General features: G+C 43.7%; 21 protein-coding genes, 2 tRNA genes, 1 pseudogene and 1 riboswitch. Of the genes and pseudogenes, 23 read left to right on the forward strand and 1 reads right to left on the reverse strand.

All coding sequences use genetic code 11. From position 1 onward, the window contains the following. The first annotated feature begins 8 nt into the window (after nt 1-8). The 4 genes from BLQ53_RS12420 to BLQ53_RS12435 all read left to right on the forward strand — a co-directional run bounded on the left by BLQ53_RS12420 (nt 9) and on the right by BLQ53_RS12435 (nt 1,434). Entirely contained in the window at nt 9-521 is a 513-nt protein-coding gene (locus BLQ53_RS12420; RefSeq protein ID WP_093727639.1) for a YfcE family phosphodiesterase, read from the forward strand. 88 nt (nt 522-609) lie between these two features. Beyond that, nucleotides 610-1,164, forward strand: coding sequence for a DUF420 domain-containing protein (locus BLQ53_RS12425; RefSeq protein WP_093727640.1), 555 nt, complete (start codon nt 610-612; stop codon nt 1,162-1,164). A 121-nt stretch (nt 1,165-1,285) separates the two neighbouring features. Beyond that, a tRNA-Gly gene (locus tag BLQ53_RS12430) sits at nt 1,286-1,359 on the forward strand. Between the two features lies 1 nt (nt 1,360). Next, a tRNA-Arg gene (locus BLQ53_RS12435) sits at nt 1,361-1,434 on the forward strand. 435 nt (nt 1,435-1,869) lie between these two features. On the opposite strand, the gene BLQ53_RS12440 is transcribed toward BLQ53_RS12435, so the two are convergent. Further along, nucleotides 1,870-2,946 (reverse strand): type I restriction endonuclease, encoded by a 1,077-nt coding sequence (locus BLQ53_RS12440; protein ID WP_093727641.1) that lies wholly within the window; start codon nt 2,944-2,946, stop codon nt 1,870-1,872. 508 nt (nt 2,947-3,454) lie between these two features. Here BLQ53_RS12440 and BLQ53_RS12445 point away from each other — a divergent pair. The 19 genes and pseudogenes from BLQ53_RS12445 to yihA all read left to right on the forward strand — a co-directional run bounded on the left by BLQ53_RS12445 (nt 3,455) and on the right by yihA (nt 23,460). Further along, nucleotides 3,455-4,729 carry an ABC transporter substrate-binding protein gene (locus BLQ53_RS12445; protein ID WP_093727642.1) on the forward strand — a complete coding sequence of 425 codons (1,275 nt, stop codon included), beginning with the start codon at nt 3,455-3,457 and terminating at the stop codon, nt 4,727-4,729. A 65-nt stretch (nt 4,730-4,794) separates the two neighbouring features. Then, complete coding sequence (locus BLQ53_RS12450; protein WP_425288305.1) at nt 4,795-5,697, forward strand: carbohydrate ABC transporter permease; 903 nt, start codon at nt 4,795-4,797, stop codon at nt 5,695-5,697. 1 nt (nt 5,698) lies between these two features. Then, a complete protein-coding gene (locus BLQ53_RS12455) occupies nt 5,699-6,538 on the forward strand; it encodes a carbohydrate ABC transporter permease (RefSeq protein WP_093727644.1) in 840 nt (279 codons plus the stop codon). 24 nt (nt 6,539-6,562) lie between these two features. Continuing rightward, entirely contained in the window at nt 6,563-7,201 is a 639-nt protein-coding gene (locus BLQ53_RS12460; RefSeq protein ID WP_093727645.1) for a YesL family protein, read from the forward strand. Between the two features lie 22 nt (nt 7,202-7,223). After that, the gene (locus BLQ53_RS12465; protein ID WP_093727646.1) at nt 7,224-8,504 is read left to right on the forward strand and encodes a Gfo/Idh/MocA family protein; all 1,281 of its coding nucleotides are present in this window, start codon (nt 7,224-7,226) and stop codon (nt 8,502-8,504) included. Nucleotides 8,505-8,518: 14 nt separating this feature from the next. Next, on the forward strand, nt 8,519-9,307 hold the full coding sequence (locus BLQ53_RS12470) for an SDR family oxidoreductase (protein WP_093727647.1): 789 nt from the start codon (nt 8,519-8,521) through the stop codon (nt 9,305-9,307). Nucleotides 9,308-9,386: 79 nt separating this feature from the next. Next, entirely contained in the window at nt 9,387-10,214 is an 828-nt protein-coding gene (locus BLQ53_RS12475) for an amidohydrolase family protein (protein WP_093727648.1), read from the forward strand. A gap of 194 nt (nt 10,215-10,408) precedes the next feature. Further along, nucleotides 10,409-12,082: a cache domain-containing sensor histidine kinase gene (locus tag BLQ53_RS12480; protein WP_244499346.1), complete on the forward strand. Its 1,674-nt coding sequence runs from the start codon at nt 10,409-10,411 to the stop codon at nt 12,080-12,082. Beyond that, nucleotides 12,057-12,815 (forward strand): response regulator transcription factor, encoded by a 759-nt coding sequence (locus BLQ53_RS12485; protein ID WP_093727650.1) that lies wholly within the window; start codon nt 12,057-12,059, stop codon nt 12,813-12,815. The genes BLQ53_RS12480 and BLQ53_RS12485 overlap by 26 nt, the downstream gene beginning before the upstream one ends. Nucleotides 12,816-12,847: 32 nt before the next feature. Further along, nucleotides 12,848-13,447, forward strand: a complete 600-nt coding sequence (locus BLQ53_RS12490; RefSeq protein WP_093727651.1) for an SGNH/GDSL hydrolase family protein — start codon at nt 12,848-12,850, stop codon at nt 13,445-13,447. Between the two features lie 116 nt (nt 13,448-13,563). Next, nucleotides 13,564-14,004, forward strand: a complete 441-nt coding sequence (locus BLQ53_RS12495; RefSeq protein ID WP_093727652.1) for a cell wall hydrolase — start codon at nt 13,564-13,566, stop codon at nt 14,002-14,004. Nucleotides 14,005-14,282: 278 nt separating this feature from the next. After that, complete coding sequence (locus BLQ53_RS12500) at nt 14,283-14,483, forward strand: hypothetical protein (protein WP_093727653.1); 201 nt, start codon at nt 14,283-14,285, stop codon at nt 14,481-14,483. Nucleotides 14,484-14,553: 70 nt separating this feature from the next. After that, nucleotides 14,554-14,640, forward strand: a riboswitch (SAM riboswitch). Between the two features lie 87 nt (nt 14,641-14,727). Beyond that, nucleotides 14,728-15,465, forward strand: a pseudogene (locus BLQ53_RS12505) (cyclase family protein). Between the two features lie 348 nt (nt 15,466-15,813). Continuing rightward, nucleotides 15,814-16,161: a hypothetical protein gene (locus BLQ53_RS12510; protein WP_093727654.1), complete on the forward strand. Its 348-nt coding sequence runs from the start codon at nt 15,814-15,816 to the stop codon at nt 16,159-16,161. A 140-nt stretch (nt 16,162-16,301) separates the two neighbouring features. Continuing rightward, complete coding sequence (locus BLQ53_RS12515) at nt 16,302-17,285, forward strand: tetratricopeptide repeat protein (RefSeq protein ID WP_170829688.1); 984 nt, start codon at nt 16,302-16,304, stop codon at nt 17,283-17,285. A gap of 144 nt (nt 17,286-17,429) precedes the next feature. Then, nucleotides 17,430-18,719, forward strand: coding sequence for a trigger factor (gene tig, locus BLQ53_RS12520; RefSeq protein WP_093727656.1), 1,290 nt, complete (start codon nt 17,430-17,432; stop codon nt 18,717-18,719). A gap of 402 nt (nt 18,720-19,121) precedes the next feature. After that, nucleotides 19,122-20,399: an ATP-dependent protease ATP-binding subunit ClpX gene (gene clpX / locus BLQ53_RS12525; protein ID WP_093727657.1), complete on the forward strand. Its 1,278-nt coding sequence runs from the start codon at nt 19,122-19,124 to the stop codon at nt 20,397-20,399. Between the two features lie 159 nt (nt 20,400-20,558). Further along, the gene (gene lon / locus BLQ53_RS12530; protein ID WP_093727658.1) at nt 20,559-22,892 is read left to right on the forward strand and encodes an endopeptidase La; all 2,334 of its coding nucleotides are present in this window, start codon (nt 20,559-20,561) and stop codon (nt 22,890-22,892) included. Then, the gene (yihA, locus tag BLQ53_RS12535) at nt 22,879-23,460 is read left to right on the forward strand and encodes a ribosome biogenesis GTP-binding protein YihA/YsxC (protein ID WP_093727659.1); all 582 of its coding nucleotides are present in this window, start codon (nt 22,879-22,881) and stop codon (nt 23,458-23,460) included. The genes lon and yihA overlap by 14 nt, the downstream gene beginning before the upstream one ends. Nucleotides 23,461-23,464: the final 4 nt, after the last annotated feature.

Consider the following 23,464-nt stretch of genomic DNA (forward strand, 5'->3'; position numbering starts at 1 on the left):
GGATACGGATGAAAATACTGATAACGAGTGACAGTCATGGGCTGACGAACGAAGTGGCCATGCTGAAGCAGCGTCATGAAGATGATGTGATAGCGAGGATACATTGCGGCGATTCCGAGCTGCCATTCGATGCTTCCGAAATGAATGACTATTATCGGGTTGCCGGAAACTGCGATTATGACAGAGCCTATCCGGACGTAGAAGAGCTTACAGTAGCCGAGCTGCCAATCCTCATTACGCATGGTCATCTGTACGGGGTGAAATCGAGCCTGCGTCCATTGGAAAAGCTGGCAAAAGAAAGAGACGCCAAAGTCATCTGCTACGGTCATTCGCATGTGGCAAAAGCAGATGTGATCGATGGCAGGCTTTATATCAACCCAGGCAGCATCCGTCTGCCGAAACAGTCGCCGCATCCGACTTATTCTATCCTGTCCTACGAAGACAAGATTGCAACGGTTCGTTTTTATACATTGGACGGAAAAGAAGTGCCGGAACTGGAGAAATCCGTTACATTCAAGTAAGCCCGGACAAAAAATTGTAACCTTTTTATTGCCGAATCACCTCACACTTACGTTATACTAGTGTTTGAATGAATTGAGGTGATTCTGTATGAATGAAGCCGATTTCGGTTACAAACCAAATCATAAAAAACGCAATTATCGACCGCTTGTTATTTGGCTGACCATCATCATCGATGGATTGGTTGTCGTATTGAGCGGCTTACCGCCTGTCGAAAATTTTGATCTGTTTGACGTACACATCCTGCCAATGCTGAACGCTATTTTCAACAGCTTTACGTTCATATTCTTGCTGTTGGCCCTGATCTTCATCATGAAGAAGAATATCATCTGGCATAAGCGATTCATCTATTCGGCATTTGTCACAACAACATTGTTCCTGATTTCTTATGTGGCTTACCACTACTTGGCAGGAGATACATCATTCGGAGGCGAAGGTATCATCCGTCCGATTTATTTCTTTATCCTGATCACGCACATCGTGCTTGCAGCAGTCATCGTACCGCTCGCTCTCGCATCGATCACCCGTGCCTGGAACATGGACGTGCCCCGTCACCGCAAGATTGCCCGCTGGACAATGCCACTATGGCTGTATGTCAGCCTGACAGGCGTCATCGTCTACTTAATGATCCGCCCGTATTATTAATACGATTGCTCCGGGAAACCGGAGCAATTTATTAATTTCAAAAAAACTGTTGACTATACTTTGAATATCATGTAGAATAAATCTTGTCCTTAAGAGAGGACAACATACATAAAAGCAACACGCGGGTGTAGTTTAGTGGTAAAACCTCAGCCTTCCAAGCTGATGTCGAGGGTTCGATTCCCTTCACCCGCTCCATGTCCCAGTAGCTCAGCTGGATAGAGCAACAGCCTTCTAAGCTGTGGGTCGGGAGTTCGAATCTCTCCTGGGACGCTAATGAGAAAAGCGCTAAAAACCTTTTATTATAGAGGTTTTGGCGCTTTTTCTTTTGCTTAAACCCAACGGGGCAGTAGGGAATTTTTATAGGGATGGGGCAGAAAAGGGGGGATTTTAGGAGGTTGCTGAAAAACTGTTGGCTTTCAAGAAATCCGCCAGGAAATATCAATCTAATAGAAAGCGAAAAGCGGAAGGCGCTTATATGTAGTAAGTTGCCTTCCGCTTTATTTAAACATAGATATTTTTTCAGTGGCTTAGCGTTTTATGTCCCCATTTTCCTGCTTCTTATCGAACATTGAATCATAGTCTGACTTTCTTAAGCTATGTTCGTGCTATTTGTTGTGGTCTTTAAAATAGTGACTTAATCTAAATGTCTCTAAACTTAATAATAAAAAAACAAGTAGCTGAGAATTACCCAGCTACTTAAATTAATTAATGAATAAACTTGTCTGCAACAGCTCTAATTTCTTCAACATGCTTGTTTATTTCTTGGACGTGGTTGATTTTAATAATGGTCTTAGCATCATCATTAAGTTGTATCCATTTATTGGAACCATTCAACCCTAATCTACAAACCCATTTACGAATGTTGTCGTCAATTAGGATATTAAAGTAGCTCTTATTATCGCGATAAAATACTCTTTCAGGTTCAATAACTGAATTAAGTACCATTTTAACATGTACATAACCTTCAATTTCTTCCTCAGTCGTTACAATGGGCTGTTCTCCGCTTTCCTCTTTAATGTCTGCTGAGATATTAATTTCCTCTTTTGTAGCAGCATCTGCTTGAACGCTTGTATTATTTAAAGCAGCTTGAAGCTTGTCATTAACCTTTTCATTTATAAACTGATTAACGGATTTAGCTACTACACCTTTAAAGCTATCAAGAACATTTCTAGTTTTTTTACCTGGATAAATATCTTTCAGAAAGAAATGAATAAATTCATCAGATGGTGACTTAATCTCTTTAGAAAGTAGCTCTTTAATTTCATTTGTATATCTTAACTCAGAAGCAGTATTAAGAATGTCATCAACGTCGAAGTTACTTTTAGCAAACTTATGTAATTCCGTAATTTTACTCTCTTTTATATCGAATAAATCAAAAATAAAGAATGGTTTCTGATCCATTTTATTAGTCTCATCTAAATCAGTATAAAACTTATATTCTTTTCCATTAGTTAGTATGGCGAATTTAGCGCTCGTAGTGCCAAAATATCTAAATAGCTGGGAATCATGTCTCCCTAAATCCTGTGTTACTGGCTTCGCCTCTATAAGTATTAACGGTAAACTATCTTTCATAATTGCGTAATCTACTTTTTCGCCTTTTTTAATTCCAACATCGGCAGTAAATTCGGGTAAAAATTCATTCGGATTAAAGACATCGTATCCTAATAATTGAAAAAAAGGCATGATAATACTAGTTTTAGTGGCCTCTTCCGTTTCTATGGTATCAACAATATTTGAAACTCTTTTAGATAATGCTTTTATTTTGTCCGCAAACTCTTCCATAAATATACCCCCCCTAGATTGGAAATTAATAGTATTTCAGACTTATTGCACTAAATAACTTGAAATGAAATAAAAGCTTTAGAGTCTATTAATGGCAGTTGTTATGATACTACAAGGAAACAATACAATTCCGATACCCTGACATAACCTTAAAGACAGGCACATTGACAAAGAGGGTCAGATGCCGAAATGCAAGGGATTGAAAACTTTCCCTCTCTTAATTCAGTAATATATTCTCGGGGGTCCATATACGTGGAATCGATTGTAGTATCTACTCCGCCTGTTATGTATGTTTTAGAAGTATATATGAGTTTTGGCTAGAACATGAATTATTATATACTCCAAAGTGATGAATTTCTGTATTGGAGTATCTGCAACGTAATTTTATTTTGTTTGATTTACCTCTCCTTTTTAAACATTTACCCCTGTTTTCTATATACCCTCCATTCCTATCCTTTTGGTAAAATCATAAATGTAATCGCTTACATTAAGCCTGGGGGGATTGGATATGAAAGGAAAATCGCTTCTGTTGGTTTTTGGGATGATGTTGGTTTTATTGCTTGCTGCTTGCAGCAGTGAGGGAAGCAGTTCGGGTTCGGATGATGGCAAGGTGAAGCTGCGGATTGCGTGGTGGGGCGATCAGCCGCGAAATGATTATACAACGAAAGTTATCGAGATGTATGAGGAACAAAATCCGGATGTACAGATTGAGGCGGAGTATGCGAGCTGGGATGATTATTGGCAGAAGCTTTCGCCGCAAGCGGCTGCAAATGAGCTGCCGGATATCGTGCAGATGGATGTGTCCTATTTGGCGCAATATGCCCAAGGGAATAAATTGGCGGATTTGACGCCGTTTCTAGGAGAACAGATCGACACGAGCAATATGACCGAGGACTATGTCAATGGTGGAAAGATAAATGATGGTATTTATGGAATGAACACTGGGGTGAATGCGGTCGGATTCCACTACAATCCAGAATTGCTGGAGGAGTTAGGCCTTGGTGAAATTCCAGAGGGGTGGACATGGGATGATTATCAGAGCATGTCTGACAAAGCCGCTGCAGAAGGCGTTTATTTTGACACACATTTAAAGCCGGATGTCTTCTTTGACTATTATCTTCGTTCCAATGGTTCCCGTTTGTATGCGGAGGATGGAAGCGGATTAGGTTATAAGGATGATCAGTTATTCGTGGATTTCTTTGGAATGGTCGCAGAGCAAGTGGAAAAAGGAGCGACGCCGACGCCTGATGTGCTCGCCCAAGTGACGGGGATTGAGGACGATCCGGTTGTCAAAGGAGAAGGTGTCGGGATTTTCCAATGGTCCAATCAATTCGTGGGATTGAAGCAGGTGGCCGAGAAACCGCTGGAGATTGCGCCGATGCCTGGACCGGGAACATCTGATGGGCTTTATTTGAAGCCAAGTATGTTCTTCTCTGTATCCCAAAACTCCAAGCATAAAGAAGCTGCTGCTGATTTCTTGGATTTCTTCATGAATGATGTCGAAGCGAATAAATTGATTCTTGGTGACCGTGGTGTTCCTGGATCTTCAGAAGTGAAAGATGCATTGAAAAATGAAGTTTCCGAGGCACAGCAGCAAGTATTTGAATATGTGGAATGGGCGGAAACAAACAGCTCGCCAATGGGGGCTCCAGATCCAGCAGGTGCAGGGGAAGTCATCGAATTACTGGATACATTAGCCGAACAAATCAGCTATGGCCAGCTTACGCCTGAGGAAGCAGCAGAAAGTTTCCGAAGCCAAGCGGAAGGCATGCTTGGACAATAGGGAGGATGTGACCAAGACGACAGCTGATTAGCTGTCGTCTTGATTACACCTGCATAAAGAGAGGAGTGAAGTCTGTGAACGCACGTTTAAGAAACAATTTATGGGGATACTTTTTCATTGGGCCGTTCATTATCGGCTTTTTAGCCTTTACGATCGTACCGATGCTAGCTTCCTTATATTTCTCGTTTACCAGTTACGGATTATTCGATTCACCTAAATGGATCGGGTTTGAAAACTATATCAAAATGTTCACCGAAGATCCTCGCTATCTCCAATCATTGAAGGTTACTTTCATTTATGTATTGGGGGGTGTACCGCTTAGGCTGGCATTTGCTTTGCTCGTGGCCATGCTGCTGAATGCGGGGTCAAGAGCTGTTGGCTGGTATCGGACACTGTATTATCTGCCCTCGCTGATTGGAGGCAGTGTTGCAGTTGCAATCATGTGGCGGAATATTTTCGGTGATGATGGCATTGTGAACTTAGCGCTGAATAGTGTCGGTCTGGATGCGATTCGCTGGTTTGGTGAACCGACAGCGGCATTATGGATGCTGATTTTCTTATCCATCTGGCAGTTTGGATCTTCCATGCTGATTTTCCTAGCTGGATTGAAATCCATTCCGTCCAGCTTTTATGAAGCGGCCAGTGTCGATGGTGCGAACTTCTTCCAGAAATTCTTCCGTATCACATTGCCGATGTTAAGCCCGGTTTTATTGTTCAATATCATCATGCAGACGATCTCTGCTTTTATGACTTTCGTACCTGCTTTCATCATTTCCAAAGGGACTGGTGGTCCGCTTGATGGTACGCTTCTATACTCGCTGTATTTGTTCAAACAAGGATTTGAGTACTTCAATATGGGTTACGCATCCGCTATGGCATGGGTCATGCTGCTCATCGTGGCCATATTGACAGGAATCATCTTCTGGACGTCCAAGTATTGGGTGCACTATGAGTCGGAGGGGAAGTAGCATGACTAAAAAAAGACCTCAATATTATCTTTACCACATTCTTGTCGGCGGCTTTGCCGTTCTATTGCTTTATCCGGTCATTTGGCTGTTCGTCAGTTCGTTCAAAGAAAGTGGCGATATTTTTGTTACAGCTGGCTCGCTCATTCCCAATCCCTTCACCTTATTGAATTATGCACAAGGATGGGAAGGTTTTGGCGGATATGGATTCGGGACGTTCATCAAAAATACGGTTGTTTTCGTCATTTGGATGCTGCTCGGTCACTTGATTTCCTGTTCCTTGATTGCCTTTGGTTTCGCGCGGCTGAAGTTCGTCGGACGAGGATTTTGGTTCATGATCATGCTCATCACTTTGATGCTGCCGTATGAGGTCGTCATGATTCCGCAATACATCATTTTCTCTGAGCTTGGCTGGCTGAATTCCTTGAAGCCGTTGGTCGTCCCAGCCTTTTTTGGCCACCCGTTCTTCATCTTTTTGCTCGTGCAATTCATCCGTACCATTCCGAGGGAGTTGGATGAAGCGGCGACAATCGATGGGGCCAATACGTTCCAGATTTTTTATAAGGTGATTCTGCCGCTCGTCGTCCCAGCCTTGGCGACAACAGCGATTTTCACATTCTATTGGACTTGGGATAATTTGCTCGGACCGGTTTTATATTTGAACAGTCCTGAAAAATATACTGTCTCGATGGCGCTGAATATGTTTTTGAGTAACGAAACAGTTTCGAACTGGGGCGCGATGTTCGCCATGTCGATTGTCACGCTTGTGCCGGTGTTTGTCATTTTCTTCATCTTCCAGCGCTACGTTGTGGAAGGAATCAGCACGACTGGACTGAAAGGATAGATTTTTTAGAAAGGGGACATATGTATGGCTGCTATCAATAAAGGGCTGGAATGGATCACCAGGATGGCGTATGTCAACATCCTCTGGCTTATTTTCCTGCTGCCGGGGCTGGTGATATTCGGGGTATTCCCGGCTACCACTGCCCTGTTGGCTATCATTCACCAATGGCTGCAAGGAAAAACGGACATCCCGATCTTTGGAACCTTTTTGGAAACGTATAAAAAGGAGTTCATAAACAGCAACAAGCTGGGATATATCTTCGTTTTGTTAGGATATATCCTTTATTTGGACTTCTTATTCCTGATTTCTGCGGCGGAGGCCGCCTTGTACTTCACGATTCCATTCCTTATTATCACCTCCATTGCGTTTTCAGCGAGTTTATATGCGTTCCCGATGCTTGTGCATTATGAGATGAAGCCTTTCCAAATCGTGAAACGAGCTTTCTTTATCATGATGCTGAATCCAGGTCAAACGATGCTCATGTTGATCGGAACGATAGGAGTTGGTTCCGTTTTATGGTATTTTCAAGGATTGGCGTTGTTTTTCAGCTTCAGTATCCTTGCTTTGATCGTGATGATGCCGGCTGTTAAAGCATTTGAAAGAATAGAGAAAAAATCAGCAAAACTTCAGGCCGAGGAAATCAAATCAGTCCCGGCGAATTGAAAACGAAAGGGAGGTTTGCGTTATGAAAAAATATGTGCTAGTCGGAACAGGCGGCCGGGCGGAATTTTATTATGGGGCAATGGCACGGGATTTCAAGGACACCTGTACACTTGCTGCTTTTTGTGACATTAACCAAACAAGGATGGGTTATGCCAATCAGCTGCTGGAGGAAAAGTATCAGCATCCTGCCATACCAACTTACCATGCGGCTGACTTTGATTTGATGATTCAAAAGGAAAAGCCGGATATTGTCATTGTCACGACAATTGACCGAACGCATCATTCCTATATCATCAGGGCATTGGAGCTCGGCTGTGATGTGATTACGGAGAAACCGATGACAACGGATGAAGTGAAGTGTCAGGAAATCTTGGATGCTATTCAAAGGACGGGGAAGGAAGTCCGGGTTACATTCAATTATCGATATGCCCCGCATAATACGAAAATAAAGGAATTGATCCGTTCAGGTGTAATCGGAAAAGTGAACGCTGTGCATTTTGAATGGGCCTTGGATACAAAGCACGGAGCGGACTATTTCCGCAGATGGCATCGAGATAAACGAAATAGCGGAGGCTTGCTCGTGCATAAGTCCACCCATCACTTTGACTTGGTGAACTTCTGGCTCGATACGGCGCCCCAGCGAGTATATGCGTCAGGTGATCTTTTATTCTATGGCAGGGAAAACGCTGAACAAAGAGGAGAAACGACATTTTACCAGCGTGCTTATCAAAGTGAACAGGCAAAGCGCGATCCTTTCGCCCTTGATTTGGAGGGAAATCCACACTTGAAAGCTATGTACTTGGATGCAGAAAAAGAAGATGGCTATCAAAGGGATCAAAGTGTTTTCGGGGATGGCATCAGTATTGAGGATACTTTGGGAGTGCTGGTGAACTATAAAAGTAAAGCTATCCTTACGTACAGCTTGAATGCTTATTTGCCATGGGAAGGTTTTATCGTTTCTTTTAATGGTACCAAAGGCAGAATCGATGCGCGGATCATTGAGAAGTCCTATGTGAATTCCGGCGGTGAAAAAGCTGAGGAAGGCCAGCTTGAACAATTGTCCATCGTTGTGAGTCCTATGTTCGACGCGCCTTATGAGGTCGAAGTGAATACGGAAAAAGGAGGCCACGGCGGGGGCGATACGGTGATGCTGCAAGATTTATTCGGTATGCCCGAGCCTGACGTGTATAGCCGGGCAGCTACTCACATAGATGGTGCAATGTCCATCATGACTGGCATTGCAGGAAACCATTCTTTGAGGTCGGGTAATGCCGTCAATATCAGTGAATTAATCAACCTATAAAACCAAGTAGGAGAATGGAGGATGTTTCGGTGGAGAAAACGGCCATCATTTCCGGCGGAGCTTCCGGGATCGGTAAGGCTGCTGCGCTTAAGTTAGCCGGTGCGGGATTCCGAGTTTGCCTGCTGGATGTGAATGATACGAAATTGACTGAAGTAAAAAAGGAGATGGAAGATAAAGCGTACAAAGTCATGACCATACCTTGTGATATCTCTGATTATGATCAAGTTAAAATGGCCGCTAAAAAAATGATGGAGCAGTGGGGCAGAATCGATGTGGTGTTTGCAAATGCCGGAATTGTCGGACAGACTGCATCCATTGAATCCATGAGCATTGAAAATTGGATAAACGTTCACAATATCAATCTGAACGGAACGTTTTTCCTTGTGAAGGCAAGCATCCCCCATGTGAAAAAACAAGGCGGAAGCATCATCATTACCAGTTCGGTCAGCGGAAACAGAGTCTTTTCCCAAGCCGGCTTCACCGCCTATTCCACTTCCAAGGCAGCACAAGCAGCATTCGCTAAGATGGCAGCATTGGAGCTGGCAAAATACCATATCCGCGTGAATGTCATCTGCCCTGGCGGAATAGAAACGGATTTTAGCAAGTCAATCAAACGATCACAGGATTTGGAAGAAATCAAAGTACCTGTTGCATTCCCTGAAGGAAGCAAGCCATTGGATAAACGTTCAGGGAAACCAGAGGAAGTGGCGAATTTAGTTAAGTTCTTGGCCACTGATGAATCCAGTCATATTACGGGCACGGAAATCTATATAGATGGAGCGGAGTCATTACTGATCGGGTAGGCCATCGTCTTTTTATGAACAAACACCATGAGGAGAGTCATGGTGTTTGTCTAGCCTTTGGGAGGGAAGGAGCAGATAAATGATCATTGATGCGCACCAGCATTTTTGGCACAAAGTTCAAGGAGCTGAACAAGGTCCAGGCAGCAGAAGCCGATCTTACTTGCCACATCATTTAGGACCTATCCTCCAATCGCACACGATAGACAAAACGATTGCTGTGCAAGCGTCGCCGACTTTAGTAGAAAATCGTTTTCTTTTGGAAATGGCTAATAAGCGAGAAGAAGTAATCGGTGTTGTCGGTTGGGTGGAATTGGAAGAACCCGATGCCTTGCAGCAATTGGCAGAGTTTAAGGAGGAGCCTCATTTTGTTGGGATCCGGCCGATGTTGCAAGACCTGCCCTCGGGGTGGCTGCTACAGCGTGTAGTTCTTCATAACCTCAACAAGTTAGCAAACGATGCATTCCCGGTTGATTTACAAGCAAACCCTAGACACCTGCCTGCAATCATCGAATTGTTAAAGAAGATTCCACATCTGCATGGTGTCATTGACCATCTTGCGAAGCCTCCTATGGATACAGGGCATATGGAGCCATGGGCAAGTCATATGCGTGAAATCGCGGAATATCCTAATATCATGTGCAAGATTTCCGGCTTGGTTCCAGAAAAAGTCGGGGCCAGCTGGAAGATGGCAGCTATCTTTCCTTACGTAGAACACGTTCTCGAAGTTTTTGGTCCAAAACGAGTCATGTTCGGCAGCGACTGGCCAGTATGTTTGAAGTCTGCTTCCTATCCGGATATTATCCAGCTCTTTGAGGATACAGTGGTATATCGTTTGTCCGAGGCCGAGAGGGAAGATGTTTATCGTAATAATGCATGCTGTTTTTACAAATTGAACAATGAATCATAAATCATAGAGGATATTATTTCCATTTTGTAGAAGTAAAAGACTATACATGTTGCTTAGATTAATAGCTTGGCTGTGAGGGGAGTGGCATCATGAGAAGACTGAAAAACTTTTTCTCCAATTTAAAATTGAAATATAAATTGTTTTGTTTACTCTCTCTTGTCCTCTTATCCTTCAGCATAGGTGGATTAGTCCTTTTGCAATATGCACTTGTAGCGTACAATGATGAGATTCACCGTCAGTCTGCACAGTCATTGAAGGTATCATCCGCTTTGATAGAAAACGAAATTGAAAAAATGAAAGGGTTCTCATATAGATTGTCTACGGATCCTTATTTGCAGTCCTATTTATACGATTTAAGAGAAACCGACGATGATTATGAGGCATACCTTATCGGAGTCACCATTAAAAAAAGGCTCATCGACTTGGGTGCTTTTGAAGAATCAGTAGATTCCATCCAGGTATACGACACAGCTGATAGAGGCTATAGTACGGGAAACCGCGTGATCACAATCGATAACGAGCGCTTGCTGCAATATAAGCAAGAAACGAATCAAAGAGATGGAGGAGCAGCATGGTTTGCTCCTGGTGATCAGGATGAATCGTTTGTAGTTTCTCGTGAAGTGAATGCGTACCCTGATCTTTCCTTTGAGAGGTTGGGTATGATCGTTGTGCGATTTGATATGGCAGATATCGTCTCTTCGTTTGAAAACAGTTTGGACAAAAAAGAGATGCGGCTGCTGATTGCCAATTCAAATAAGGAGATCATCTTCCCGAAGGAGATCACGGAGAAGGATTCTTACTTGATTGCCAGTACGCAGGGGACAGAAGGCTATCAACTTGTGAATCATGGGGCCGACCGATACTTTGTAACGTATGCCTCTGCGGATTATACGAATTGGACTTATATGATAGCTTCTCCATACAGCCAATTATTCCAAGCTGTGACTTTGGTACAAAGAACCGTATTGAGCATCTACCTTTTATTATTTGTGGTGCTATTGTTCCTGGGTATCCGTTTTATCAAGGGAATCACCAATCCGATCGAAGCATTGAATAGAAAGATGAAAAAAGTGCAAAAAGGAGGAGTCAAGGAATTTAAGGAAGAGAGTCATATCGTGTTTTCCAAGGACGAAGCAGGCCAAATGCATGAAAACTTCAATAAAATGATGAACCAGATCCTTTCGCTGATTGAAGAGAACTATAAGAAGCAGCTGGTGATCAAAGATGCTGAATTCAAAACACTCCAGGCACAAATCAATCCTCATTTCCTCTATAACACATTGGAATCCATCAATTGGTCGGCAAAGCTTGGCAAAATAAAGGAAACATCACGTATGACAACGTCACTTGGGTTTATTTTACGTTCCTCCCTGGAAACGAAGGACGCTCTGATTCCGCTTGCGGAAGAACTGGAAATAGTGAAGCATTATATCACGATTCAATCTTACCGTTTTCAGGAACGTTTGCGTTTCCATAGTGATATCCCTGACCACCTTCTTTCCTGCAAGGTGCCCAAATTCAGCTTGCAGCCCTTGGTGGAAAATGCGATTAAGTATGGTGTGCAGGAGATTGTCGGCGTGTGTACGATAAGCATCGTGGCGGTGCAGGAGGGGAGAAACACGATCATCTCGGTTAACGATGACGGACCAGGTATGGAACAGGAATTCATCCATAAATTATCAAGTGGGAATTATCGGCCCAAAGGCACGGGCTTGGGGATTCGGAATATCGATAATCGATTGAAAATATTATTCGGTCCGGCTTATGGTATTCGGGTGATAAGTGAGCCAGGAGCTGGAACGAAGGTAGTGCTGGTGATTCCTTTTGAAGGAGGGACTGATATTGTTCAAAGTTCTGCTGGTAGATGATGAACCGATGCTGCTTGAGGGAATATCTTCTATCGTGGAATGGGAGCAGCAAGGAACTGTCTTGCATGGCATTGCCGAAAATGGACTCGAAGCTTTGGAGTTCATCAAGAAGCATGCACCTGACATCGTCATTACAGACATTACTATGCCCGGGCTTGATGGGATGGGATTGATTGAACAAGGAAGAAAAGTCTCTCCGCTAATCAAATGGATACTTCTATCCGGCTACAATGAATTCGAATATGCACAAAAAGCCATGCGCTTCGGTGTGAAGCATTATCTGCTCAAACCATCCAGTGAAGAAGACATTCATGAAGCCTTGACAGAAGTAGTACAAGAACTATCGGTAGAAAATAAACAGCAAGCCAATACGGCAAATGGATACACGAGTGAAATGACTAACTACTCGTCTGTTGTCAATAAGATGATTGCTGCGATAAAGGAAAATATTGAAAATCCAAACTTGTCATTGCAATGGATTGCAAATGAAGTGTTATATATGAACACCGATTATGTAGGCAAATTATTCAAAAAGGAAGTGGGGGAGAAATTTTCTGCTTATGTGATGAAACGTAAGATTGATAAAGCGGTAGAGATCATCAGTAAACAGAAAGATATCAAGGTTTTTGAACTGGCTGAGAAATTAGGATATGGAAATAACCCGCAATATTTCAGTAATATTTTCAAGAAACAAACAGGGTGCAGCCCGACGGAGTGGATAAAGAAAAGGTAAGTAATACAATTGATTATATAGGAGGAATCTAAATGCGTGAAAAGTGGGTTTTTATCGGAGACAGTATCACGGAATGCGGCAGATTCGAGGATCATCGGGATATCGGGGACGGTTATGTGAAAATGATTGAAGATGAATTCGCCAAGATAAAAGAAGTGGAAATTATAAATAAGGGAGTGGGAGGCAACCGTGTCACCGATTTGGCCGATAGGTGGGAAGAAGATGTGCTTTCGATAGCTCCTGATTTAGTGTCGATTTCCATCGGAATCAATGACGTATGGCGGCAATTGGATCAGCCGCAGATGCAGCAGGTTTATCCGGATGCGTACAGGGATATTTATGATAAGCTCCTGTCTGAAACAAAACGAACCGGAGCTGCGCTCTACCTCATGGAACCGACAATCATAGAAGAAAATAACGATTCAAAAGGAAATCAGATGCTGATTCCTTATGTAGAGATCGTCCGGGAACTAGCTGACAAGTATGATGCGATACTCGTGCAAACTCATACAGCTTTTTTGCAAACGACGAAAACGAATCTGACAACAGATGGTGTACATATGACCAACGCCGGCAATCGCTTGATGGCTGACACTTGGCTAAAAGCATATTGTGCTGGTCATGGAAAGTGACTTTTTTCATTGGAGTATGGAAGGGATTGGTGAATGTAACTGACATATGTCTAAGCCCTTCTATAATACACTAACAACAAGGTGAGCTTTTTTCATACTGTGAGTGGGGTGATCATATGGCGAGAGTCCGATACAATAGTTCAGATGTTGACTTGATGGCAAGAATGATGCGGGCAGAAGCCGAAGGAGAAGGGCAGCTTGGAATGCTCTTTGTAGGGAATGTCATTGTAAACCGAGCTGTAGCGGACTGTTTGGATTTTGCAGATCTGAGATCAATCGATGATGTCATCTTTCATGTACAGGGCGGTAATTACTCCTTTGAGGCTGTTCAAAAGGGAAATGTTTTTTATCAACGAGCGCGTGAACAGGAAAGAAGATTGGCAGAAAAGAATTTGAAGTCTTGGAGACAACACCCTGCTGCGTACGCGCTTTGGTATTTTAATCCATACGCACCATGCCCTCCGACATGGTATGGCCAGCCTTTTTCCGGTCAGTTTAAGGATCATTGCTTTTATGAGCCGCAGGCTGGCACGTGCGACAGCGTTTATATGGGGTAAAGACTTGTGTCAAATAAAGGTATGCATCAGCATCTTGCCGCCAAAGGCAGGATGCTTATTTTACGCGAGTAATTTACTTTATGCAGGAGCATGACTGAATGAATTGTGATAGAACTTCATCCGTTATTGTATACTGGATGATTAAGATGAAAGGGTTTTTCTATGCAATATTTCAAACTTGAGCGCATGTCGTTGACTCTATTAGTTATGTTCATATTAAGTTTTATCGCATTGATTGTTTTCCATTCTTACTATCGAGTACCCCTTTAGCTGGAGGTATGATTGCAAAAATAGGTATGACCTTGATGATGATAATTGGTATATTCCCTGCAGCAGGATTTTTTACAGCTTTTTTTGCCTATGAAACCAGCAGTAAAGTTGTTCTAGCATTATCGCATGTCACTTTGGCTCTGCTTTATTATTTCTTTGGATTTTGGGTGCTAGCGTTCGTTTATGCGGCGTTTGCTAATGTATCTTAACGTGAAACAATTGCGTTATCTTATTGACCAATCCTATTACTTAGAATATCATATAATTTAACAGAATATTCTCTTATCCAGAGAAGTGGAGGGACTGGCCCTATGAAGCTTCAGCAACAGACTGTGTGTACTGTGCTAATTCCAGACTAGATAAGAATCGGACTACATAAAAGCAGCGAACCCCTTCTTATTTAGAAGAGGTTTTTTTGCGTTCTTCCAAACTATTTATTTGAGGTGATTGTTTATGTCAAGCGAGTTGAGTAAAGCATTGGAAGTATTGAGAAAGAAGAAATGGGTGGATCTGACACATACATTTGGACCGGAGTCGCCGCATTTCTCAGCTTTCACCCCGGCGAATTTCGAAACGCTTTTTTCCCATGATGATGGCTTCTTTGCCCAGAGCTTTACATTCCCCGGGCAATACGGAACACATCTGGATGCGCCGATCCACTTTGTGCGGGATACAAGATATTTGGAAGAACTCGAGTTAAAAGAATTGGTACTGCCGCTCGTCGTGATCGATAAATCAAAGGAAGCGGCTGCTGATCATGATTACGCACTGTCTGTGGAAGATATACTTGCATTTGAGGAGGAACACGGCAAAATCGAACCGACTACATTTGTGGCATTGCGAACGGACTGGAGTAAGCGCTGGCCAAACCAGGAACAGATGGATAACAAAGATGAACAGGGAAACAGTCATTCTCCTGGCTGGTAACTGGAAGCGTTAAAGTTCCTTTATGAAGAACGGCATGTGAAGGCGGTAGGACATGAGACGTTTGATACGGATGCAGCAGTCGATTTCCAAAAGAACGGTGCTTTGCTTGGTGAATATTATGTGCTGGAGCAGGATTCATATCAAGTGGAACTGCTGACGAATCTCGATCAGCTGCCAGCTAAAGGAGCTTTCATTTTTAATATCGTACCAAAAGCAGGGAAAGCGTCAGGATTCCCGGTTCGTTCCTTTGCCGTTCTTCCATGAAGCAATGGTGATCCGAGCTGTACGAGTCCCTGTTCTCTATAATAATCGAATGGAATTGTGCGGTGGTGGGGTCGACATCCACCCGAACTGTCGACCGATCAGGAATACCCTCCTTATGCATAAGGGCGGGCGAATTATTGTTCGGCAATAAGACGAGCGCATTTACAATCAAATGCTGTCGAATCCTGTCCCGGAAAAGGAATAGTGGTGACAGATGCAATACTGTACGTGTAAAATGGGATAAATGGAAATCGGGTTTCCACGACTAAATGTAAGTTTTCTGTATATTATGGGGAGAATATGCAATATCGCTGCCGGGACATGCTACACTTTTCTTGGAGGTGGCCTATGTATTTAGATGAGACGAAACGTTATCGATTCATTGGATCTATTCCTTTCGGGAAATATTTCATGGTGCGAATCTATGATTTGGAGCTGCAGGAGGAATATACGTTATCCGATAGGCTTCTCAGCCAGTATACGGATAAGCCATTGAAGGAATTCTATCTTCAGATCAAGCGTGATATTTACGCACTGAATCATGAGGAAAGAACGCTGACATCGGAAATGGGCGATATGCAGCAGCGGCTGCTTGATTTTCTGGATGAAGAAGATCAAGAAGAAGAATTAGCTCCTAGTATGGAAAATGTCATCCCTTTCAGAAGGCGGGGACCTGAGGATAGGCCAAAAAAGTAGCGGGACTTTATGGAGGCTGTGAATAGACGGATTCACAGCTTTTTGCCATCTAAAAGTTTGCATTCTGCGTTTTCTTTGTTAAATTTAAGGGTATAGCTGTTACCAGGTCTCTAACTGAAAATCTAATAAGGATGTTGCCGATGGATAAAGAGAATAATGTAGTCCTGTTCCCGGGTCTGAAGACGCGGCTGGAGCAGGAAGGGATGAAGGAGCTCCAGGAGAAGAATTACACGGACGCGATAGATAAGTTTGAACAGCTTTTGGATTATGGCTATCGTCAGCCGGAAATTTTGACTGGAAGACTGATCTGCCTGATGGAGCTGGGCAGGCATGAAGAGGCAGAAGAGATGTCCTTGCAGCTGCTTGCAGCCAAGGATAAGGATTATTTGCAATACTTACATATTCATTTGACTTTGCTGTTTCAGCTTGGGCGCTACGAGGAAGTGGTAGAGATGCTGGATGGGGTATATGCGAACGAGAAGATTCCGGCGCCGCTTAAAACTTCATTCGACCAGCTGCAAAAAGTAAGCCGTAAAATGGCGGAAGATAAAAGTCAGACGACAGCCGATCAGCTGATACATAATTTCGACAAAGCTAGAAAGAATCAAGATGCTGCCCAGCAATGGCAGCTCATCCAGAAATGCCATTCACTGGATATCAGTCCGCATGTACAAAAGATGGAGGCTTTCCTGATGGACGAGGAAGCCGACCCAGTCGTGCAGACAGCCGTACTGGAATGGCTCATCAAACAGGAAATCCAGTTTCCGGTAACCATACATAAAATGAAGGAAACAATTACCGTAATTCCGGAGAATCTGACGATGGTGGAAAAATCGGAAGGGATGGAACAGGTTCTGGGACATTTGCATCTGCTCGAGCAACAGAATCCATCACTTTACGACCTGGTGTATAAGCTATTGTACCGTTACATGTATGTAAGATATCCGTTGATGTCCACAGTGGAAGAAGCGGCTGTACTGGCAGCTGCCCTGCAGAAGCTGGCAAGCAGTTATCTGCAAATCGAACAGCCGGCCGTCACCGAGGAAGAAGCTCAGAAAATCGCCTCGATGATGGAGGAGATCATCACATTTGAAGCAAAATATCTGACTGTTGCCGAGGAATGACAGAGTTCGCATTGTAAGTGTTGAAAGCGACTATGAATATGTTATAATGAGATGGTTGTAAACCAGTACTAGTTAATAACTTCTTTTATGCTAGAATTGAGAACGATTAACAGGTAAGAAACGATAGATGTTGGAGGGAATATTATGTCAGCAAAATTCGAAAGAACAGAAGGCAAGAATGAGGGTGTCCTAACGATCACCCTATCTCCTGAGGAATTGGATGCAGCGCTTGACCAAGCGTTCCAAAAAGTTGTGAAACAAGTTCAGGTACCAGGTTTCCGTAAAGGAAGAGTACCTCGTAAAATCTTCGAACAGCGCTTTGGTGTGGAATCCCTTTACCAGGATGCGATCGATATCGTGCTTCCAGGGGCTTACATGAACGCAGTAGAAGAAACTGGCATCGAGCCTGTTGCACAGCCGGATGTAGATCTTGAGCAGATCGAGCAAGGCAAAGAGCTAATCTTCAAAGCTACTGTAACTGTCAAGCCTGAAGTAGAGCTTGGTGATTACAAAGGTCTTGAAGTAGAAGCAGAAGATACAACAGTAACCGACGAAGATGTGGAAAGTGAAATCGAAGCACTTCGCAACAGACAAGCTGAATTGGTTGTCAAAGAAGACGGTGCTGTAGCTGAAGGCGACACAGTCGTCATCGATTTCGAAGGTTTCACAGATGGGGAAGCATTCGAAGGCGGTAAAGCAGAGAACCATTCTTTGGAAATCGGTTCCGGCAGCTTCATCCCTGGATTCGAAGAACAGCTGATCGGCAAAGAATCCGGCAGTGAGTCCGACATCAGCGTAACATTCCCTGAAGAATATCATGCTGCTGAACTTGCTGGTAAAGAAGCAGTCTTCAAAGTGAAAATTCACGAAATCAAAGCAAAGGAACTTCCAGAGCTTGATGATGAATTCGCAAAAGACGTAGACGAAGAAGTAGAATCTTTGGATGCGCTTCGTGAAAAAACGAAAAATCGTCTGCAAGAAGAAAAAACGAACGCAGCTGAAAACAACAAACGTGAGCAGTTGATCAACCTTGCTACAGACAACGCGAAAGTGGATGTTCCAGAGGCAATGGTAGATACAGAGCTTGACCGCATGGTTCGTGAATTCGAACAGCGCCTGCAAATGCAAGGTATGACGCTTGAAATGTACGCTCAGTTCTCCGGTCAGGACGAAGCTGCACTTCGCGAGCAAATGAAAGAAGATGCTGGCAAACGTGTGAAAACGAACTTGACACTTGAAGCGATCGCGAAAGCGGAAAACGTGGAAGTGACGGATGAGGACGTTAACGCAGAGCTTGATAAAATGGCTGAAATGTACCAAACAGACAAAGAGCAATTGACTCAAATGCTTGGCGGCAACACAGACGCTATCAAAGATGATCTGAAGTTCCAAAAAGCAATCGATGTTTTGGTGGATAACAGCAAAACTGCATAAGACATAACAGAAAAACAAGGCAGCAATCACTGTGCCTTGTTTTTCTAAAAAATAAACGTATTTTCAAGAGAGGGATTATTATCCTCTCTGTGGAATTACGTGCATGAACGGCTTTTTCGTTTACATATACTACATACATATGATTTGACTTTTTTTAAAAAAACTCCATAATAAAACGTACCTCTTTTTCGCATATGCAGGATTTGCCAATTTGGCGGTAGCAGAAATCTTCCTTGGCAGGGTTTACCTGCGGTCTTTTGGCTAATACTGATGGAAAAAGTGTTTTGCTTTTTAATACTGCTGTTATCTGATATGATTGGCTAAAGGAAGGCTGGGCGCATCCAGAATGTGTTTGATCTTTCGAGATATCATATATAGATATTACATTCGAGGGGTGAAATGATGTTTAAATTTAATGAAGAAAAAGGGCAGCTTAAATGCTCTTTCTGCGGCAAAAGCCAAGATCAAGTACGTAAATTAGTAGCCGGACCAGGCGTCTATATATGTGATGAGTGCATCGATTTGTGCACGGAAATCGTGGAAGAGGAACTTGGAAACGAAGAAGAAGTAGAATTCAAGGAAATTCCAAAGCCACAGGAAATCCGCGACATCCTGAATGATTATGTCATCGGACAGGATAAAGCGAAGAAAAACCTTGCGGTAGCGGTATATAACCACTACAAACGTATCAATTCCAGCAAGGGATCGGATGATGTGGAATTATCCAAGAGTAATATTGCTATGATCGGACCGACTGGTAGCGGTAAAACATTACTCGCACAGACATTGGCACGTATCCTGAACGTACCATTCGCCATTGCGGATGCGACTTCTTTGACAGAAGCGGGTTACGTCGGGGAAGACGTAGAAAACATTTTGCTTAAGTTGATCCAAGCTGCTGACTACGATGTGGAGAAAGCGGAAAAAGGAATCATTTACATCGATGAAATCGATAAAGTGGCACGTAAATCCGAAAACCCATCCATCACACGCGATGTATCCGGTGAAGGTGTTCAGCAAGCATTGCTTAAGATTTTGGAAGGCACAGTAGCAAGCGTTCCGCCACAAGGCGGCCGCAAGCATCCGCATCAGGAATTCATCCAGATTGATACGACGAATGTCCTGTTCATCTGTGGCGGTGCCTTTGACGGAATCGAGCAGATCATCAAGCGCCGCCTTGGTAACAAAGTTATCGGTTTCGGTGCAGGTGAGGGCAATCAAACACTTGATAAAGGCGAATACCTTTCCAAAGTATTGCCAGAGGATCTATTGAAATTCGGTTTGATTCCGGAGTTCATCGGCCGTCTTCCGGTTATTGGCAGCCTGGAGCCGCTTGATGAGGAAGCTTTGGTTGAGATTTTGACAAAACCTAAAAATGCATTGGTGAAACAATACCAGAAGCTCTTCCAAATGGACCAAGTAGAATTGGAAATCGAGGAAGATGCACTGCGTGAGATCGCTAAATTGGCAATCGAGCGTAAAACTGGTGCACGTGGCTTGCGTTCCATCATAGAAGGTATCATGCTTGATATCATGTATGAACTGCCTTCACGTGACGATATCAAGCAATGCATCATAACAAAAGATACAGTACTGCTTGAGAATGGCCGTCCGAAGTTTGTACTGCATGATGGTACCGTAACTGATGAGAACAAGCAATCTCCGAAAGAGAGTGCGTAATCTCCATCTGACAGGCAGATGATCATGTACAGCAAATCCCTTGTTACTGTTGGTGGCAAGGGATTTTTTTCTTGATTTTCACAAAGTATGGGTACAGTACAGTGGTTGTGTATATACTTTAAAAAGAACTGATGAAGACAGACATTTGGAGGTGTCACGATGGAAAAAGAGAAGACACTGGTAACGCCTCTCCTGCCCTTGAGGGGGCTGCTAATTTTTCCGACGATGGTCTTGCATTTAGATGTGGGCAGGGAAAAATCCGTCCATGCACTGGAACGAGCGATGATGGAAGGGGAAACAATCTTTCTGGCTGCGCAGAAAGAAGTGGATTTGGATGAACCGACAGAAGACGAGATCCATCATATAGGTACGGTAGCAAAAGTCAATCAAATGATGAAGCTGCCCAATGGTACGATGCGTGTATTGGTTGAAGGATTATACCGGGCTGAAATCATCCGCTTCCTGGAGGATGACAAGCAATTCATGGTCGAAATCGAGGAAAGACCAGACAAGCATGGAACGAAAAATGAAGAAGAAGCCCTGATGCGAGCGCTCCTGGAGCAGTTTGAGCAATACATAAAGGTTTCAAAGAAAATTGGCCAAGAGACGTTGGCAACCTTGACTGATATCAAGGAACCGGGGCGCATGGCAGATTTGATTACCTCTCATTTGTCCTTACGGCTCGATGACAAGCAGGAAATCCTGGAGATGCAGGATGTCAAGGAACGCTTGCGTCATATCATCATGATCATTACAAATGAGCGGGAAGTCCTTGATCTGGAAAAGAAAATCGGTCAGCGCGTCAAACAATCCGTCGAGAAGACACAAAAGGAATATTACTTGCGTGAACAGATGAAAGCAATCCAGAAGGAGCTCGGTGACCGGGATGGCAAGTCCGGGGAAATCGAACAGTTCAAAGCGGATATCGAAGCATCTGATATGACGGATCACATGAAGGAAGTCGCCGAAAAAGAGCTGAAACGGTATGAGCGTGTTCCGCAGAGTTCTGCAGAAAGCTCTGTCATACGCAATTACTTGGAGTGGCTGATTGCCCTGCCTTGGAAGAATCAAACAGAAGATAATCTGGATATTCCCCATGCCGAAGCTACTTTGGATGAGGATCATTATGGTCTGGAAAAGGTAAAAGAAAGAATTTTGGAATACTTGGCCGTTCAGAAACTGACCAATTCGTTGAAAGGTCCGATCCTTTGTCTGGCTGGACCTCCAGGGGTCGGGAAAACTTCCCTGGCGACAAGCATTTCCAAAGCAATCAATCGTAAATTTGTCCGTATTTCATTGGGCGGTGTAAGAGATGAAGCGGAAATTCGCGGTCATCGCCGTACTTATGTGGGAGCGATGCCTGGACGGATCATGCAAGGTATGAGACGTGCCGGTACAACGAATCCAATCTTTTTGCTTGATGAAATCGATAAGATGAGCAATGACTTCCGCGGCGATCCATCTTCGGCTATGCTCGAAGTGCTTGATCCGGAACAAAACAGTACGTTCAGTGATCATTTCATTGAAGAGAACTACGATCTTTCCAATGTGATGTTCATTGCGACGGCAAATAATTTGGGATCCATTCCAGGACCTTTGCTTGATCGGATGGAGATCATCAGCATTGCTGGTTATACCGAAGTGGAGAAACTGCATATTGCCAAGGAACATCTATTGCCAAAGCAAATCAAGGAAAACGGTTTGAAAAAAGGCAATATCGTCATGAAAGATGAAGCCCTTGAGCATATCGTCCGCCGTTATACAAGGGAAGCAGGTGTGCGCGGATTTGAGCGGCAGCTGGCAGCGGTTTGCCGTAAAGTAGCACGGATCATCGTATCTGAAGATAAGAAGCGGGTTACGGTATCGGCGAAGAAAGTGGAAGAATTGCTTGGACGCCCGCACTTCCGTTATGGTTTAATGGAAGAGGAGAATCAAGTTGGCGCAGCGACAGGTCTTGCTTATACGACTGCCGGCGGAGATACATTATCCATTGAAGTTTCTTTGTCTCCCGGTAAAGGGAAACTTACGCTTACCGGAAAACTCGGGGATGTGATGAAGGAATCAGCACAGGCTGCCTTCAGCTATATCCGTTCAAATGCCGAAGAGCTTGGCGTCGATCCATCCTTCCATGAACAATATGATATCCATATCCATGTGCCGGAAGGAGCGACACCGAAGGACGGTCCTTCCGCCGGTATCACGATTGCCACAGCTTTGACGAGTGCACTTACAAGAAGGCCGGTGCGCAAGGATGTCGGGATGACAGGGGAGATCACCCTTCGCGGCCGTGTATTGCCGATCGGTGGACTGAAGGAGAAGAGTTTGAGTGCTCACCGGGCAGGTATCACGACAATCTTATTCCCGGCTGATAATGACCGTGATCTGGAGGATATACCCGATACAATCAAGCAAGACATGACGTTTATCAAAGTCAGCCATCTTGATGAGGTATTAAAATACGCATTGGTGGAAGATAAACATGAAAGTAACTGAAGCAGAAATCGTAATCAGCGCCGTATCGAAAAAGCAATATCCGGAAACACATATGCCGGAGATTGCTTTGGCGGGGCGCTCGAATGTAGGGAAATCATCTTTTATCAATAAGATGATCAATCGCAAGAACTTGGTCCGCACATCTCAAAAGCCCGGGAAGACGCAGACATTGAACTTTTATAAGATCAATGACCGCTTCCATTTCGTGGATGTGCCGGGCTATGGCTATGCCAAGGTTTCAAAGAAGGAACGTAATGCGTGGGGCAAAATGCTGGAGGAGTATTTCACGGAGCGTGAAAATCTGAAGGCAGTCGTGCTGCTTGTCGATATCCGTCATGAACCGACGAAGGACGACGTAACCATGTATGACTTCCTGAAACATTATGAGCTGCCTGTTGTCGTGGTGGCAACCAAACTGGACAAGATTCCAAAAGGGAAACGCGTTCAGCATATCAAGCGGGCTGCAGATAAATTGCAGCTTGAACAAGAGGATATCATCCTTCCATTTTCCTCGGAAACGGGAGAAGGAAAAGAGGAAGCATGGGGAGTATTAAAACAATTCCTATGAAAAA

The organism is Terribacillus halophilus (genome assembly GCF_900101385.1).
GTDB lineage: Bacteria > Bacillota > Bacilli > Bacillales > Amphibacillaceae > Terribacillus > Terribacillus halophilus.